The sequence below is a fragment of the Emticicia sp. GW821-FHT11C11 genome, assembly GCF_058808615.1.
This window is the reverse complement of sequence record NZ_JBXARV010000001.1, coordinates 1,294,955-1,310,193: the sequence shown is the minus strand read 5'-3', so window position 1 is coordinate 1,310,193 and position 15,239 is coordinate 1,294,955. Positions and strand designations below refer to the sequence as shown.

Sequence of the window (15,239 nt, the reverse complement as noted above, 5' to 3'; positions counted from 1 at the left end):
TCCCTATTCACTTCTTATCACTAACCGCTACCGCAATTTTTGAGTCTGCCGTGCCATAGTACAGAAACCATCGGTCTTTATAATTGACTAATCCTTCCATAAATACTACGTTATTTACCTGCCCTGTCAATTCATAAGGCCTGTCAGGCTCAAAGAAGAATGTTTTCGAACGGTCAATAATTTTCGTCGGGTCATTTACATCAAACAAGACCTGTCCGGCTCTGTAAGCATTTTTAGTATCGGTTGCCTTGTTCTGAAAACCCTTATTTGCACTATTGTAAATTAACAGAATGCCCTGCTCTGTTATAAAAGCAGGTGGGCCAGACTCAACGAGCCAGCTATCAAAATTATCGTCTCTTGGTTTTACAATCGGTTTGGGTTTGCCCGATTCATCCTCCAGTATCTTCCAGTCTGTCAGGTTGTTTGAGCTGGCCAGAAAAAGGTTAGTATCACCAAAATACATCCAGTATTTATCATTAATCTTTTTGGCAACAAACTTACCGTTCACTTTTTCGGTAATTATAGCTCCTGATTTTGACCACAGACTTTCATACTTAGCATCTTTAAAGGCTAATCCCTCTTTTTTCCAGGTCTGTAAGTCGGCCGATGAGGCTACACATAGTCGGGCAGTTTTTCCATCATAAGCGGTATAGGTCAGAATATATCTCCCGTCGGCCGTTTCAACCAATCGTGGGTCTTCACATCCCCCTGGATACTCATATTTCTTCATGAAGTCCTCATCCGGATAAAACACCGGTTTAGGCTGACGCTTGAAATGAATACCATCTTCACTGACAGCCAAACCCAGACGTGAGGTTCCGTCTACTACTTTCAATGTATCTTCAGCTCTGTACAGCAAAAATATTTTACCGTCTCTCACTACAGCCGAAGGATTGTAAACGTCTTTCGCTTCCCAGTTAATGCTTCTTTTCAGAATGGGGTCATCAAAAGTGGTGGAGTCGTTCGGCAATAACACCGGGTTATCGGCATCCTGTTTCACAAATGGGCCTAGTTGCCAGTCTTGTTCAGTCTCGTTTTTACAGGCTGCTGCCAACATGGTCAGAATAAGGAGATATTTTTTCATAGATTTGTATTTTCTGTTGTACAAATTAGGTTGTAACCCAAATATAGACAATATCAATAAAACTAAAATGATACGATTACTCTTTCTTTTTATTCTATTAAGCAATACTGTCGCATTGGCGCAGGAAAAACTATTAATTATAGGTGGTGGTAAACGCACGCCCGATGTAATGGCCAAATTTATAGAACAAAGTGGTGGGGAAACAGGGCAAATACTAGTAATTACCTGGGCAAGCGGTGAACCGGAAGAAAGCTTTAAGGCATTCAATAAAGACATAGAAGCATTATCAAAAATAAAGGTTGAAAAAGCCCCTTTTGCTCCTCTCACCTCTGAAAGCAAAGCCATATTGATAAACCAGCTAAAATCAGCCAAAGGGGTGTTTTTTACCGGAGGTGACCAAAACAGAATTATGACCGTGTTGCAGGATGAAGAATTGTTCAATACTCTGCATACCTATTATAGAAATGGTGTATTATTTGGAGGCACCAGTGCAGGAACGGCCATCATGACGCCCATCATGATTACAGGAGAGGGCGACTTCAAAGTAATTGACGGCTCGAAAGTGGAAGTAAAAAAAGGTTTAGGCTTGCTGCCTAATGTAATTGTAGACCAGCATTTCATTAAAAGGCAAAGACAAAACCGTCTGATAGGTTTGATTTTCAAAAATCCTGAGCAACTGGGTGTAGGTATTGATGAAAACACAGCTTTGTACATTGAAAACAATCGCGCTGCCGAAGTACTGGGCGAAAGCCAGGTGATGATTTTTGAAGCCTTGAAAAGCCGCAATGAGATGAAATTCCTGCTATTGGAAAAAGGAGAAAAATATGACCTGCAGAAAAGAAAACGAATAAAGTAGATTGAAAGGGCTGATTTATTTCGGCAGACCAAACACATTTTTCTTACCTTTGCAGCAAAAATAAATTATCGATGAGTACCGACCGTTATATGCAACGCGGCGTTTCAGCCGCTAAAGAAGATGTTCACAAGGCTATTGAAAAGCTTGACAAAGGATTATTCCCTAAAGCTTTTTGTAAAATCTCTCCTGATACACTCGGAGGTGATGCTGCCTATTGCAACATTATGCATGCCGACGGTGCCGGTACCAAAACCTCACTTGCTTATCTGTACTGGAAAGAAACAGGTGACTTATCGGTATGGAGAGGTATTGCACAAGACTCTATCGTAATGAACACCGACGACCTGCTGTGTGTGGGTTCGGTAGGGCCTATGCTTATTTCATCAAGCATCGACAGAAATAAAAATAAGATTCCGGGCGAGGTAATCGCTGAAATCATAAACGGTACAGAAGAGTGCCTGGAGATGCTTCGTAGCCACGGTGTTGAAATTTACAGCACAGGTGGCGAAACAGCCGATGTAGGTGATTTAGTAAGAACCATTGCCGTTAACAGTACGCTTATAGCGCGCATGAAACGAGCAGATGTTATTTCGAACGACAGAATTGCAGCGGGCGACGTGATTGTGGGTTTAGCGTCTTCCGGACAGGCCACTTACGAAAAACAATATAATGGCGGCATGGGTAGCAATGGACTTACCTCTGCCAGACATGATGTTTTAGGTAAGATTTATGCCGAAAAATACCCTGAAAGTTTTGATGGAGATATTGATTTTTCATTGGTCTATAGTGGTGAAAAATCACTGACTGATGCCACCGCCATTGAATCTTACAACGCAACACTTGATAAAGATACATTAGATGCCCTGCCGGACGTAGGCAAACTGATACTGTCTCCTACCCGTACTTATGCACCTGTGGCTAAGGTTTTTTTGGATGAATTCCGTCCATATATCCACGGAATGGTGCATTGTAGCGGTGGAGCGCAAACAAAAGTTCTGCACTTTATTGACCAGCTCCATGTCATTAAAGATAACCTTTTCCCGATTCCTCCTTTGTTTAAACTCATACACGAACAAAGCGGCACAAGCTGGCAGGAAATGTATAAAGTGTTCAACATGGGGCATCGACTGGAAGTGTACCTGCCTGAACAATATGCTCAACGCATTATTGAAATCGCTCAATCGTTCAATATTGATGCGCAGATTATCGGCCGCGTAGAAGCTTTTGAAACGAAACGAGTAACAATTCAGAGCGAGTTTGGGGAGTTTGTTTATTAATCTCAGAAGCATATAATTTAGCGCCTGTTTGAAAGACTTCAAACAGGCGCTGTCATTTATAAAATCTTAGCTATTTCAACAGCCCCGTTTTTCCCTTTTTCACCATATTTTTGTACTGACTGCTGAATACTTAATGCCTTTACCGAATATTGGTTATCCGAAAGCTTTATGTCTTTATCCAGCTGAACTTCCTCACCATCAATTAATAAGTAATATACTTCTCCTAAAAAAGAAACCGTACCCGTTGCGTTAAACTTGTCTTTTTCAAATTTAGCTCTCATGTTAATCCCCTTCATATAAACATTATGGTTTTTTGACGACCAGAGTATTTTAGAAGCATTGAAGGTCCCCTCTCCTTCTTTTCTTTTAACTACAAAATCATCTTTTTTCTCCTGAAACTGAACGCCGGGCAATTTCAAGCGTGAGTCGAATTTAGTTGCCAAATTTTTCGAAGAATCAAATCCCATACTGGCTCCTGCCAACAGAAGAGCGCCTACTGTGTTTAATCTTTTCATTTCTGTATTGTTTATATTGTTTTCATCAGCTATGATGACGTTATCAGAAATGGTTGCACTTGTAGTGTCAGAATTTTCAGGTTGAGTTGGGTATTGGTCTTCAATACTATCCGACTGATAAGTATCAGGGTTGCTTGCTATATTATGTGTTAATTGAACAGGAATTTGGCTCGTGATTATTTCTTTCTCATTTTCTAAATCAGGCTCCTGCTTTGAGAAAACTACAATTAATGCCAGACTAATGGCAATACCTCCAATTGCCACACCGGAACTGATGAAACCGTTTGAGATAACAGGGGAAGAATTAAATGCTGGTATTGATGAGTAATCAGTATCAATTTGCAACAAATTATCAGGCTTTATCTCAAAATTACGGAATGCCTTCCGGTATATACCGTCAATATTCCAGAGGAACAAGGGTAAAAAGAAAGGTAATACCCTATATTTTTTCTCCTCTTTCTCCAACAATGCTCTGATTTTCTTTCTTGCTCTTGCCAGATGTGATTTAGACGTGCCCTCGCTTATACCCAGTTCCTGCGCTATTTCAGCATGGCTGAATTGATCAATCACAAAAAGATTAAACACCATTTTGTGGTGCTCCGGCAATTGGTCGATAACTGCCAGTAGTTCTTCCTTTGTGAAATCTACGGCCAGTGCCTCCTCTTCTGCAGCCATCATTTCGCTTTCATACTGTAGCCATTCGTTATGCGCTTCCTTTTGCTTCCGGTCTCTCAGGTATTTCAAAGCTTCATTGATCACTATCTTTCTGAGCCAGGCATCAAAATGGCCTCTGCCTTCAAAACCCGAAACCTTATCAATAGCATTCAGAAAGGCATCATGCGCCAGATCTTCAGCAACCTGTTTGTCCCGCACATACCGATAGCAAATGCCAAGCATTTTTCCGATGTTTTGTTTATAGGCTGTTTCCCAGAAATTCTGCATCAGTTTGGTCATGTCATGAGTTTATTTTTGCTATGATGCACAAAGTTTGAAAGGTGGCAGTTTGATAGAATAATTATTTTAGATAATCTCATACAAAAACGGCTAAGAAGAATATCTCCTTAGCCGTTTTTGTTAGTACCCATATCTGTTAGATATTCATTTTTTTTAATTCATTTACCGCAAACTCTGCTGCGCGGGCGGTTAAAGCCATGTAAGTCAACGATGGGTTTACACATGAAGCAGAAGCCATTGCTGCACCGTCGGTCACGAATACGTTGGAAGCACCCCAAACCTGATTGTTACCGTTCAATACAGATGTTTTCTTATCTCTACCCATGCGGGCTGTACCCATTTCATGAATACCGATACCCGGATTCGGAGCCAGATTATTATAGGCATTGATGTTTTTCAAACCTGCTGCTTCCAGCATTTCGGCGGCTTCGTTCATCATGTCGATACGCATCTTCAAGGCATTTTCACCCCATGCAGCATCGAACTCAACAATTGGCAAGCCCCATTTATCTTTTTTACCTGAAAGCGTAAAGCGATTACTTTCATCCGGTAACGTTTCACCGAATCCGCCGATACCGAATGTCCATGCTCCGGGAGTAGTTATTGACTCTTTAAATTCAGCACCAAAACCATCTCTGGAGTTTCCTCTGCCCCAGCCTTCACGGCTTGCACCACCCTGATAGCCGAATCCTCTCACAAAATCTCTTTTCTTGTCTCCTCCCCAGTTTGCAAAACGAGGTATATAAACTCCATTGGCCCGGCGACCATAATAATACATATCTTCCATGCCTTCAAAAGTACCCGAAGCACCTACACTCAGGTGGTGATCCATGATGTTTCTTCCCAATTGGTCAGACTCGTTACCCAAACCGTTCGGATGCGTTTTAGATTTTGATTGCATCAATATCCAGGCCGAATTAATGGCTGAAGCATTCAGGAAAATAATTTTCGAGAAGAAATCCATCTGCTCATTGGTATTCTGGTCAATGGTTTTTACACCTACCGCCTTGCCTTTCTCGTCATCAAAAATTACTTCGTATACAATTTTATCGGCCATCAATGTCAGGTTACCTGTTTTATTGGCAGCAGGTAAAGTAGCCGACTGGGTGCTGAAATACGCCCCAAACTGACAACCACGCATACAGGCATTCTGGTACTGGCATGATGCACGCCCCAATTCTGTCTGTATCTGAGTCGGAGCTGTTAAATGCGCCGTACGCCCGATGGTTACATGGCGGCCATTGAATTTTTTCTGAACTGAAGTACGAATCTCTTTCTCCACACAGTTCATTTCCATACCCGGCTGAAAATTACCGTCAGGCAATACATCCAGCCCTTCTTTATATCCGCTTACTCCTATAAAAGTCTCTACGTAGCTATACCAGGGTGCTAAATCTTTATAGCGGATAGGCCAGTCAATCCCGTGCCCATCTTCCAGGTTAGCAGTAAAATCTTTTTCGTTCCAACGATAACTCTGCCGACCCCACATCAACGAACGCCCACCAACATGATATCCACGTATCCAGTCAAAACCACGTTTTTCAAGATACGGATGCTGTTTATCGTTTTCGAAATGATGGCGGTGTTCTTCATTGGCCGTGTAGCCCGTACGAACATTTGCCCAGTATTCTTCTCTCGCCATATTGTCTACTTTTCCACGGTGCGGAAACTCCCATGGGTTTTTGCCTGCTGTTTCATAACCTGTCACGTGCTTTATGTCACGTCCGCGCTCAAGCATTAAAACCTTGAGCCCTTTTTCGCACAATTCTTTAGCAGCCCAACCACCTGATATACCTGACCCTACAACGATTGCGTCGTAAGTCATTTGTTCTTTTGATTTTCCTTGAATATTCATTTGTCGTAGGTTGAATTTCTTTAGTTTTTATAAAGCCCAAACTTTTTGTCCCGGAGTCATCTTTACACACCCTTCATATCTGCCCGGTATAGCTACGTAAGCCAAAGCATTTTTAGCGCCCGCTTCTGAAGTAAAGTAGCCCAACAAAGTCAACTCCTTCATTAATTTGAAGAATGGTACCGGAGGGTTTTCCTTCTTTGTTTTTTCGCTTTTTTTAGGATCAGGATCTTTCGGATCTTTAATCAACCCTGTTTCGTTATCCACTATTTTTCTCGATTGCTCGCCTTGCTTTACTTCATCATTAGCCAGCTGCTCAAATTTTTTCAGAAGAGCAATCTGTTGTTCCGGCGTGCTTTCCAGAAATTTCCTTCCGTAATTTTTTTGAGAAGCCGCCTCCAAATCATCTAGTCCCTTCAGAAAGTGCGCCTGTTGAGCAGGAGTATAACAGTCCTTCAACATTAATTCAATGAACGGACCAACTCCGGCATCTTTGGCACCGGGTGTTGATGTCTTAGGAATGATTATTTCGGCAATTTCAGAAACTAAACTTTTGTAATCAGCAGAGAGAGAAAAATTTGAAACGGTTGCTTCAGTAGCCGTATTAGACTTACAACCTTCCAACATAGCAATCATTGTAGGGGCAGACAAAGCACCTCCCATCAGGAAGGCCACTCTTTGCATGGCGTCTCTTCTATTCAATGTCGTAGTAATTTTTAAGGGTTGCCAATATTTGGACAGTGAAATTACGAAAGAAAAAAATGCTTACGCAAGTTTGACCTCATGAAAATTCAGTTAAAAACGAAAATACAAATACGATTATTATGTTTTAAGATTCAATTGAGGTAACGGTGCCGGCATGATAGAGAGTGTGCAATTTTCAGGTAGCAGCAAATCATCATTAAGTTCAGACTTTCTGTCTCTATCGTCATTTAAAGCAGTTTTTTCTGTCATTCAATTATTGATACCGTTTACTAAAACAATAAAATACAGAGCAAAATAATAGACTTAAGAAAGGCCTTTGCCTGTTAAGTCTATTATTTTATGAAAAAACTTCACCTTTTAGTAGTTGCATATAAAAAAAAATATAACTTTACGACACGCTTATTCAAGCAAATAGGTGAATAACTATTTTTCAAAATTCTGAATAATTTATCTTATGAAAATTGCAGTTGTTGGAACAGGCTATGTTGGTTTAGTTACCGGCACTTGTTTTGCAGAAACAGGGAATCAGGTTACATGTATAGATATTGATAGCCGTAAAGTAGAAAAACTAACCAAAGGCAAGCTAACCATTTATGAGCCGGGCCTGGATGTTATATTTGAGCGCAATACCAAAGAAGGCCGTTTGAAATTCACGACCAATCTGGTTGAAGGTATCAAAGAAGCGCAGGTTATTTTCCTTGCATTGCCTACCCCTCCGGGTGAAGATGGTTCTGCCGACTTGAAATACATTTTGGGTGTAGCCAATGACCTCGGCCCTCTGTTAGAAAACTACGCTGTAATTATCGATAAAAGCACAGTACCTGTAGGCACTGCCGAAAAAGTACATGAGCGCATTGCTAAAAATGCTAAAGTTGAGTTTGACGTGGTTTCAAATCCTGAGTTTTTAAGAGAAGGGGTAGCGGTAGAAGATTTCATGAAACCAGACCGCGTAGTGATTGGTACAAGATCTGATAAGGCGAAGAAAGTAATGGAGAAACTTTATGCACCGTTGGTTCGTCAGGGGAATCCGATTATTTTCATGGACGAGCGCTCAGCAGAAATGACCAAATATGCTGCCAATGCCTTTTTGGCCATGAAAATTACTTTCATGAACGAAATTGCCAACCTTTGCGAAAAAACCAACGCCAATGTGGATGACATCAGAAGAGGAATCGGTACTGACAGCCGTATTGGTAAACGTTTCTTATTTGCCGGTATCGGTTATGGCGGCAGTTGTTTCCCTAAAGACGTGCAGGCACTGGAAAAAACCGCCACCGATTTTGATTATGATTTCAGAATTCTGAAATCGGTAATGAAAGTAAATGAAAAACAGAAAACCAAATTGATACCACAATTGAAGCAATACTTCAATGGCGATTTAAAGGGTAAAACCATTGCCTTGTGGGGTCTGGCATTTAAACCTCATACGGACGACATCCGTGAAGCGCCGGCACTATACAATATCAAAGAACTGAGAAAAGCAGGTGCCAAAGTAGTAGTATATGACCCCGAAGCTATGGAAAACGTACGCGGCGTGGTAGGGAAAAAAGTAAAATATGCTAAAAACCCTTATGAGGCAATTCAGGATGCAGATGCTTTAATGATTATGACCGAATGGCCGGAGTTCCGTACACCAGACTTCGAGAAAATGGATGGCAAGCTGAAAAATAAAGTAATTTTTGACGGCCGGAACTTGTATGAACTAAAAGATATGAAAGAATTGGGTTATACCTATTACAGTATCGGTAGAGAAACAGTTTAAGCCTTATCAGGAAACTATCAGGCTTAGCTCCCCTATCCGACTTAGTTATCCGACCAGAACGTAGCATCAAGGGGAAATTCAAAAATATTTATGAAAAGAGTACTCATTACAGGAGGTGCAGGTTTCTTAGGCTCACACCTTTGCGATAGATTCATCAAAGAAGGGTTTTACGTTATTGCTATGGATAATCTCATTACTGGAGATTTGCGCAATATCGAGCACCTGTTCAAACATCCGAACTTTGAATTTTATCATCACGATGTAAGTAAGTTTATCCATGTGCCGGGTAACTTAGACTATATATTACATTTTGCCTCACCGGCCAGCCCGATAGATTACTTGAAAATACCGATTCAGACCCTTAAAGTAGGTTCGTTAGGTATACACAATTGCCTGGGGCTTGCCCGTGTGAAAAAAGCCAGGGTGATTATCGCCTCTACTTCTGAGGTTTATGGTGATCCGCTTGTGCACCCGCAAACTGAAGAATACTGGGGGCATGTAAACCCTGTGGGGCCAAGAGGTGTATATGATGAAGCCAAACGTTTTCAGGAAGCCATGACTATGGCTTATCATACGTATCACGGTGTTGAAACGCGTATTGTACGTATATTCAACACTTACGGACCTCGCATGCGCCTGAATGACGGACGCGTATTGCCTGCTTTTATCGGACAAGCACTGCGTGGAGAAGATCTGACGATATTCGGCGATGGTTCTCAGACACGTTCTTTCTGCTATGTAGATGATCTGGTAGAAGGTATCTATCGTTTACTGATGTCAGACTACGCTTATCCGGTCAATGTTGGTAACCCTGCAGAAATTACTATCAAGCAATTTGCTGAGGAAATCATTAAACTGACAGGTACAGATCAGAAAATTGTGTACCAACCATTACCGAAAGACGACCCCAAACAACGTCAACCAGACATCACAAAAGCGAGACAGATATTAGGCTGGGAGCCAAAAGTGAGTCGTGCAGAAGGTCTGGCTATTACCTACGATTACTTCAGGAGTCTTCCGAAAGAAAGGCTTTATGATGAAGCCATTCATCGCGATTTTGAAAAGAAATAATAAACAAAACCGGAGGCTCACCCTCCGGTTTTTGTGTATTAATAGCACTTACCTACTAGTTTTATATGCTAACAGGCCTCTCGTCTCATGCTATAGTCAATCCTTCCTCTTCTGAATTTATTCACCTGTAGAAGCCTGATTACAACAATTTATTGAAAACTCGTACCTTTACAAACGTTTTCATCAGACAATCTGTTTTAGAATCAAAACCAGTATTATTATTACTAAATAGAATGAAATTAGACCGAATAGAAGATGCCATTGAAGATATCCGCAATGGTAAAATAGTGATTGTAGTAGACGACGAAGACCGTGAGAATGAAGGGGACTTTATATGTGCCGCTGAAAAGATAACTCCTGAAATGGTCAATTTCATGATAAAAGAGGGCCGTGGCCTGATGTGTACACCTATTACTGCCAAGCGTTGTGAAGAACTGCAATTAACTATGATGGTAGGCAAAAACACTGCCCAACATGAAACCGCATTTACAGTATCAATTGATTTATTAGGTAATGGCTGCACTACAGGTATCTCTGCCAGTGACCGTGCCAAAACCATACAGGCATTGGTAAACCCGGATACAAAACCGGAAGATTTCGGCCGGCCGGGTCATATTTTCCCACTTAGGGCGGTTGACGGTGGCGTTCTCAGGAGGTCAGGCCACACCGAAGCAACTATAGACCTGGCTACGCTGGCAGGCTTGAGCCCGGTTGGTGTTTTGATTGAGATTCTGAACGAAGACGGCACCATGGCAAGGCTACCCCAATTACGCGAAATTGCCGATAAGTTTAATTTAAAGCTAATCAGTATAAAAGATCTGATTGAGTACCGTTTAAAGAAAGAATCGCTGATTAAAAGAGAGATAGGCGTTGAAATGCCGACAGAGCATGGGTATTTTGACATGATAGCTTATCGCCAGCTTGATAATGAGCAGTTGCATTTAGCATTGATTAAAGGCACGTGGGAGCCTGACGAACCCGTAATGGTGCGTGTACACTCTTCATGTGTAACCGGCGATATTTTCGGCTCGTGCCGTTGCGATTGCGGCCCACAACTACACGCCGCCATGGATATGGTTCAAAATAACGGCAAAGGCATTGTGTTATATATGAATCAGGAAGGCAGAGGTATCGGGCTCCTTAATAAGTTGAAATCCTATAAATTGCAGGAAATGGGTCGTGATACCGTAGAGGCCAATCTTGAATTAGGTTTTAAAATGGACGAAAGAGATTACGGTGTCGGTGCGCAGATTCTGAGAGATCTGGGAGTGAAGAAAATAAAGCTCATATCAAATAATCCGAAAAAACGAGCCGGTCTCATAGGCTATGGATTGGAAATCGTAGAGAACATTCCTATCGAAATTTCATCTAATCCATATAATGAAAAATACTTGCAGACCAAACGGGATAAAATGGGACATAAAATTATGGGAGCTTAAAATATTAGGCATGCATAACAATTTCTTAATGCTGAAAAATAGTACTTAAATAATATTTTTCATTAAAAAAGATATAAAATACTAAAAACCAAGCACTTATGTGAACAAAACACATAGGTGCTTGTTTTTTTTAGGGAAAATTTTTAGACCTTTGTATTGGCAATATAATCTGCTTGATGATTTTACTTCAAACATTTCTAACTCCAAAAAAAACATGATGCAAAAATCTACTTTTTTGCGAGGAGCGTTTAGTCTCCTTGTTGGAATTCTATTTGCGTTTCAAGGCTTTGCTCAGGTTACCTCTTCATCCATTACGGGTGTTGTAACTGACAGCAAAGGTGAAACTTTACCTGGGGCAACTGTTGTTGCTGTACACGAACCTTCAGGTACTAAATACGGTACGGTTACAAATGCAACCGGTCGTTACGTTCTTCCTGCCGTGCGTATCGGTGGACCTTTCAAATTAACTGCAACTTTTGTTGGTTTTAAAGATGCTGTTAAAGATGGTATTATTACCAGTTTGGGTACAGCTTCTAATGTTGACCTTAAATTGGACGAAGAAGGCGCACTTCTTCAGGAAGTACAGGTAACTGCAGCAAGAAGCGACATTTTCAGTTCTGAGCGCACTGGTGCATCTACCACGCTCAACAATGAAAACATTGTTCGCCTGCCTACGCTAGGTCGTACGCTTAATGACATCACCAAATACAATGCGTACAGCAACGGTCGCTCATTTGGTGGACAAGACAGCCGTTATAACAACTTCACTATTGATGGTTCTGTATTTAACAATGGTTTCGGTCTTGGTAATCAGGCACAAGCCGGTGGCCGTACAGGTACTTCTGCTATCTCGTTAGATGCGATTGAAGAGGTTCAGATTAACATTGCTCCTTTTGATGTTCGTCAATCAGGTTTCGCCGGAGCAGGTATCAACGCCGTAACCCGTTCAGGAACGAACGATTTCTCGGGTTCAGCTTATACTTTCTGGAAAAACCAGAATCTGGTTGGTACAAAAGCAGCCGGAAACACAGTGCCTGTTCCTACATTTCAGGAAAACTCTTATGGCTTCCGTTTAGGTGGTCCTATTCTGAAAAATAAATTATTCTTTTTTGTAAACGGTGAAATGGTAAAAGGTACTCGTCCGGCTTTGGATTGGGTTGCTAACCGCCCGGGCGCAACAGGTAATATATCTCGTACTACAGCGGCTGATCTTGAAGATTTAACCAGCTTCATGAAAACCAATTTCAACTTCGATCTGGGTGCCATTGATGGTTATAACAATGAAGTAGAAAGTAAGAAGTTCCTTGCTCGTATTGATTATAACATCAACGACAATCATAAATTGACGCTTCGTTATTCTCACCACGATTCAGAATCAGACGCCTTAATCAGTAATAGTAACAGTTCGAACACAGCCGGTAACGGTAACCGTAACAACTTGGCGCTGGCTCTTTCTACTCAGAACTCAGGTTACAAAATTATGGACAACACCCGTTCATTTGTAGCAGAGTTGAACTCGACCTTCAAAAGTAAGTTTGCAAATAATTTCATTGCTACTTATAACAAGCAAATTGAAGACCGTAAATATCGTACTCAGTTGTTCCCGACAATTGATATCCTTAACAACGGTTCTACTTATACATCAATTGGTTTTGATCCGTTCACTCCTGATAACCGTCTGGATTATTCAACATTGAATATCACAGATAACTTCACTATTTTCGCAGGAAAACATACGCTTACTGTTGGTGCATCTTACGAACACTTTATATCAAATAACTTGTTCTTCTATGCTTCTAATGGTGTATGGACATTCAACTCAATTGCTGATTTCAAAACAGCAGCTTTAGCATATCTTGCTAATCCAAATCTTACTACTTCGCCGGTTGAAATCAACAGATTCAACTATCGCTATACTTTGTTGCCTGATGGCCAAAAACCTTGGCAGACATTGAAAGTAGGAACTACCAGCTTATATCTGCAAGATGATTACCAGGTAACCAATAACTTTAAAGTTACTTTGGGCTTAAGAGGTGACTACATTGCCATTGCTCCAACAGCAGTAGATTACGATAACAAGATTGTATCTGCCTTGAATTTCAAAAATCCTTTGGGTGGCGATTATAAAGTTAATACGGCTAACATGCCCAACTCAAGATTGTATGCTTCGCCACGTCTTGGTTTTAACTGGGATGTAAACGGTAATAAAACTACACAAGTGCGTGGTGGTACTGGTCTTTTCTTAGGTAGAATGCCATACGTATTGATATCTAACCAATTAGGTAACAATGGTGTAAACATCGGTTTGATTAACGTACAAGGTAGTGCAGCGACTAATTATCCGTTCACACTTGACCCTACCCGTTATACTCCGACTACTACAGACCTTACTAAAATTACAGGTTATAACGTAAACGCTTCTGACGAGAATCTGAAGTTCCCTCAAGTTTGGAAAACCAACGTTGCAGTCGACCAAAAATTACCGTTTGCAGGTTTGATATTTACGGCAGAGTTTATCTATAACAAAAACCGTAACGCCACTTATTATTTTGATGCCAACCTGAAAAATGCAGGTGGTACTAAATTTGTTGGTCCTGATACTCGTGACCGTTATCCTGCTTCAGGTTTATCTGGTACGGCTGCTAATACTGCCCGTTTCTATAATTCAGCTATCAACAGTGCTTATATCTTAAGTAACACTAATTTAGGATATGCAAACACCTTGACCTTCAAATTAGAGAAACCTATCAGCAAAGGTTTTGGTGGTATGATTGGTTATACCCGCGGATTGGCTAAAAACCTTTCAGAAGCAAACAGTACTGTAAATGCTAACATTCCTGCTGTAGGTGGTGTTAACTACAATACATTAGGATACTCTGATAACGATCTTCGCAATCGCTTCGTAGGTTATGCAAGTTACCGTATAGAATATGGTGGCAGATTCGGTGGTTCTACTATGTTCACTTTGGGTGGTACTTCACAAAGTGGTGGTAAAATCTCATATACTTATTCTAATGACATGAATGGTGACGGTCAGATCAACGACCTTATCTATGTACCGAAAAGCGCTTCTGAGTTAACTTTCACTTCTTTAACTGCCGGTGGTAAAACTTTCACTGCAGAAGAACAAGCAACTGCTTTAGATAAATTTATCAATAGCAACCCGTATCTTTCAACTCGTCGTGGACAATACGCAGAACGTAACGCCGGTTACTACCCATGGTTAACTCGCTTAGATTTCTCTGTGGAGCAAGATTTCTACGTGAAAGTGGGTAAAGCTAACAAGAAAAATATCATTCGTGTAAGAGCCGATATTTACAACGTTGGTAACATGGTTAATAACTCTTGGGGTGTAGGTAACTCTGCTACTTCGTTCAATCCATTGGTATTGGCAAGTGTTGCTACAAGTGGCGCAAGTGCTGGTGTTCCGGTTTACCGTATGAACACTCAGGTTATTTCAACCATTGGCGGTGATGGCAAAGCAGTTAATGAAACCATCTTGCTTCGTGATTCATTTGTTAAGTCAAAAACAATTGATGATGTATTCCAGGTGCAGTTAGGTCTTCGTTACATCTTCAACTAAGATTGACGGATTCTACATACAAGAAAGTCCTGCCTCGAAAGAAGCAGGACTTTTTTAATTCAAGAACGATTTGATAATCGTTCTCTTCTAATCCGTATCAAAATTCATTGGCATAAAATCTCATCCTATCGGGTAGGGTTC

10 protein-coding genes are annotated in these 15,239 nt (G+C 41.0%); 6 read left to right on the top strand and 4 right to left on the bottom strand.

Annotated features, from left to right (window positions below):
• Positions 1-7: 7 nt before the first annotated feature.
• On the bottom strand, positions 8-1,084 hold the full coding sequence (locus AC1RRY_RS05580; protein ID WP_492817585.1) for a glycoside hydrolase family 130 protein: 1,077 nt from the start codon (positions 1,082-1,084) through the stop codon (positions 8-10).
• A gap of 67 nt (positions 1,085-1,151) precedes the next feature.
• On the opposite strand from AC1RRY_RS05580, the gene AC1RRY_RS05575 reads away from it, so the two are divergent.
• Both AC1RRY_RS05575 and AC1RRY_RS05570 read left to right on the top strand, forming a co-directional pair.
• Complete coding sequence (locus tag AC1RRY_RS05575; RefSeq protein ID WP_492817587.1) at positions 1,152-1,940, top strand: cyanophycinase; 789 nt, start codon at positions 1,152-1,154, stop codon at positions 1,938-1,940.
• 71 nt (positions 1,941-2,011) lie between these two features.
• Positions 2,012-3,217 (top strand): AIR synthase related protein, encoded by a 1,206-nt coding sequence (locus AC1RRY_RS05570; RefSeq protein ID WP_492817589.1) that lies wholly within the window; start codon positions 2,012-2,014, stop codon positions 3,215-3,217.
• Positions 3,218-3,273: 56 nt separating this feature from the next.
• Here the strand turns inward: AC1RRY_RS05570 and AC1RRY_RS05565 are convergent, their stop codons facing one another.
• From AC1RRY_RS05565 to AC1RRY_RS05555, 3 genes are all read right to left on the bottom strand, one after another.
• Positions 3,274-4,686: an RNA polymerase sigma factor gene (locus AC1RRY_RS05565; RefSeq protein WP_492817591.1), complete on the bottom strand. Its 1,413-nt coding sequence runs from the start codon at positions 4,684-4,686 to the stop codon at positions 3,274-3,276.
• 136 nt (positions 4,687-4,822) lie between these two features.
• Positions 4,823-6,541 (bottom strand): GMC oxidoreductase, encoded by a 1,719-nt coding sequence (locus AC1RRY_RS05560; protein ID WP_492817593.1) that lies wholly within the window; start codon positions 6,539-6,541, stop codon positions 4,823-4,825.
• A 27-nt stretch (positions 6,542-6,568) separates the two neighbouring features.
• Positions 6,569-7,240, bottom strand: a complete 672-nt coding sequence (locus AC1RRY_RS05555) for a gluconate 2-dehydrogenase subunit 3 family protein (RefSeq protein ID WP_492817595.1) — start codon at positions 7,238-7,240, stop codon at positions 6,569-6,571.
• Between the two features lie 457 nt (positions 7,241-7,697).
• Between AC1RRY_RS05555 and AC1RRY_RS05550 the strand changes: the two genes are divergently transcribed.
• The 4 genes from AC1RRY_RS05550 to AC1RRY_RS05535 all read left to right on the top strand — a co-directional run bounded on the left by AC1RRY_RS05550 (position 7,698) and on the right by AC1RRY_RS05535 (position 15,098).
• On the top strand, positions 7,698-9,005 hold the full coding sequence (locus AC1RRY_RS05550) for a UDP-glucose dehydrogenase family protein (protein ID WP_492817597.1): 1,308 nt from the start codon (positions 7,698-7,700) through the stop codon (positions 9,003-9,005).
• 90 nt (positions 9,006-9,095) lie between these two features.
• Positions 9,096-10,076: a UDP-glucuronic acid decarboxylase family protein gene (locus AC1RRY_RS05545; protein WP_492817599.1), complete on the top strand. Its 981-nt coding sequence runs from the start codon at positions 9,096-9,098 to the stop codon at positions 10,074-10,076.
• Between the two features lie 233 nt (positions 10,077-10,309).
• Complete coding sequence (locus tag AC1RRY_RS05540; protein ID WP_492817601.1) at positions 10,310-11,515, top strand: bifunctional 3,4-dihydroxy-2-butanone-4-phosphate synthase/GTP cyclohydrolase II; 1,206 nt, start codon at positions 10,310-10,312, stop codon at positions 11,513-11,515.
• A gap of 214 nt (positions 11,516-11,729) precedes the next feature.
• Positions 11,730-15,098 carry a TonB-dependent receptor gene (locus AC1RRY_RS05535; protein WP_492817603.1) on the top strand — a complete coding sequence of 1,123 codons (3,369 nt, stop codon included), beginning with the start codon at positions 11,730-11,732 and terminating at the stop codon, positions 15,096-15,098.
• The last annotated feature ends 141 nt before the right edge of the window (positions 15,099-15,239 follow it).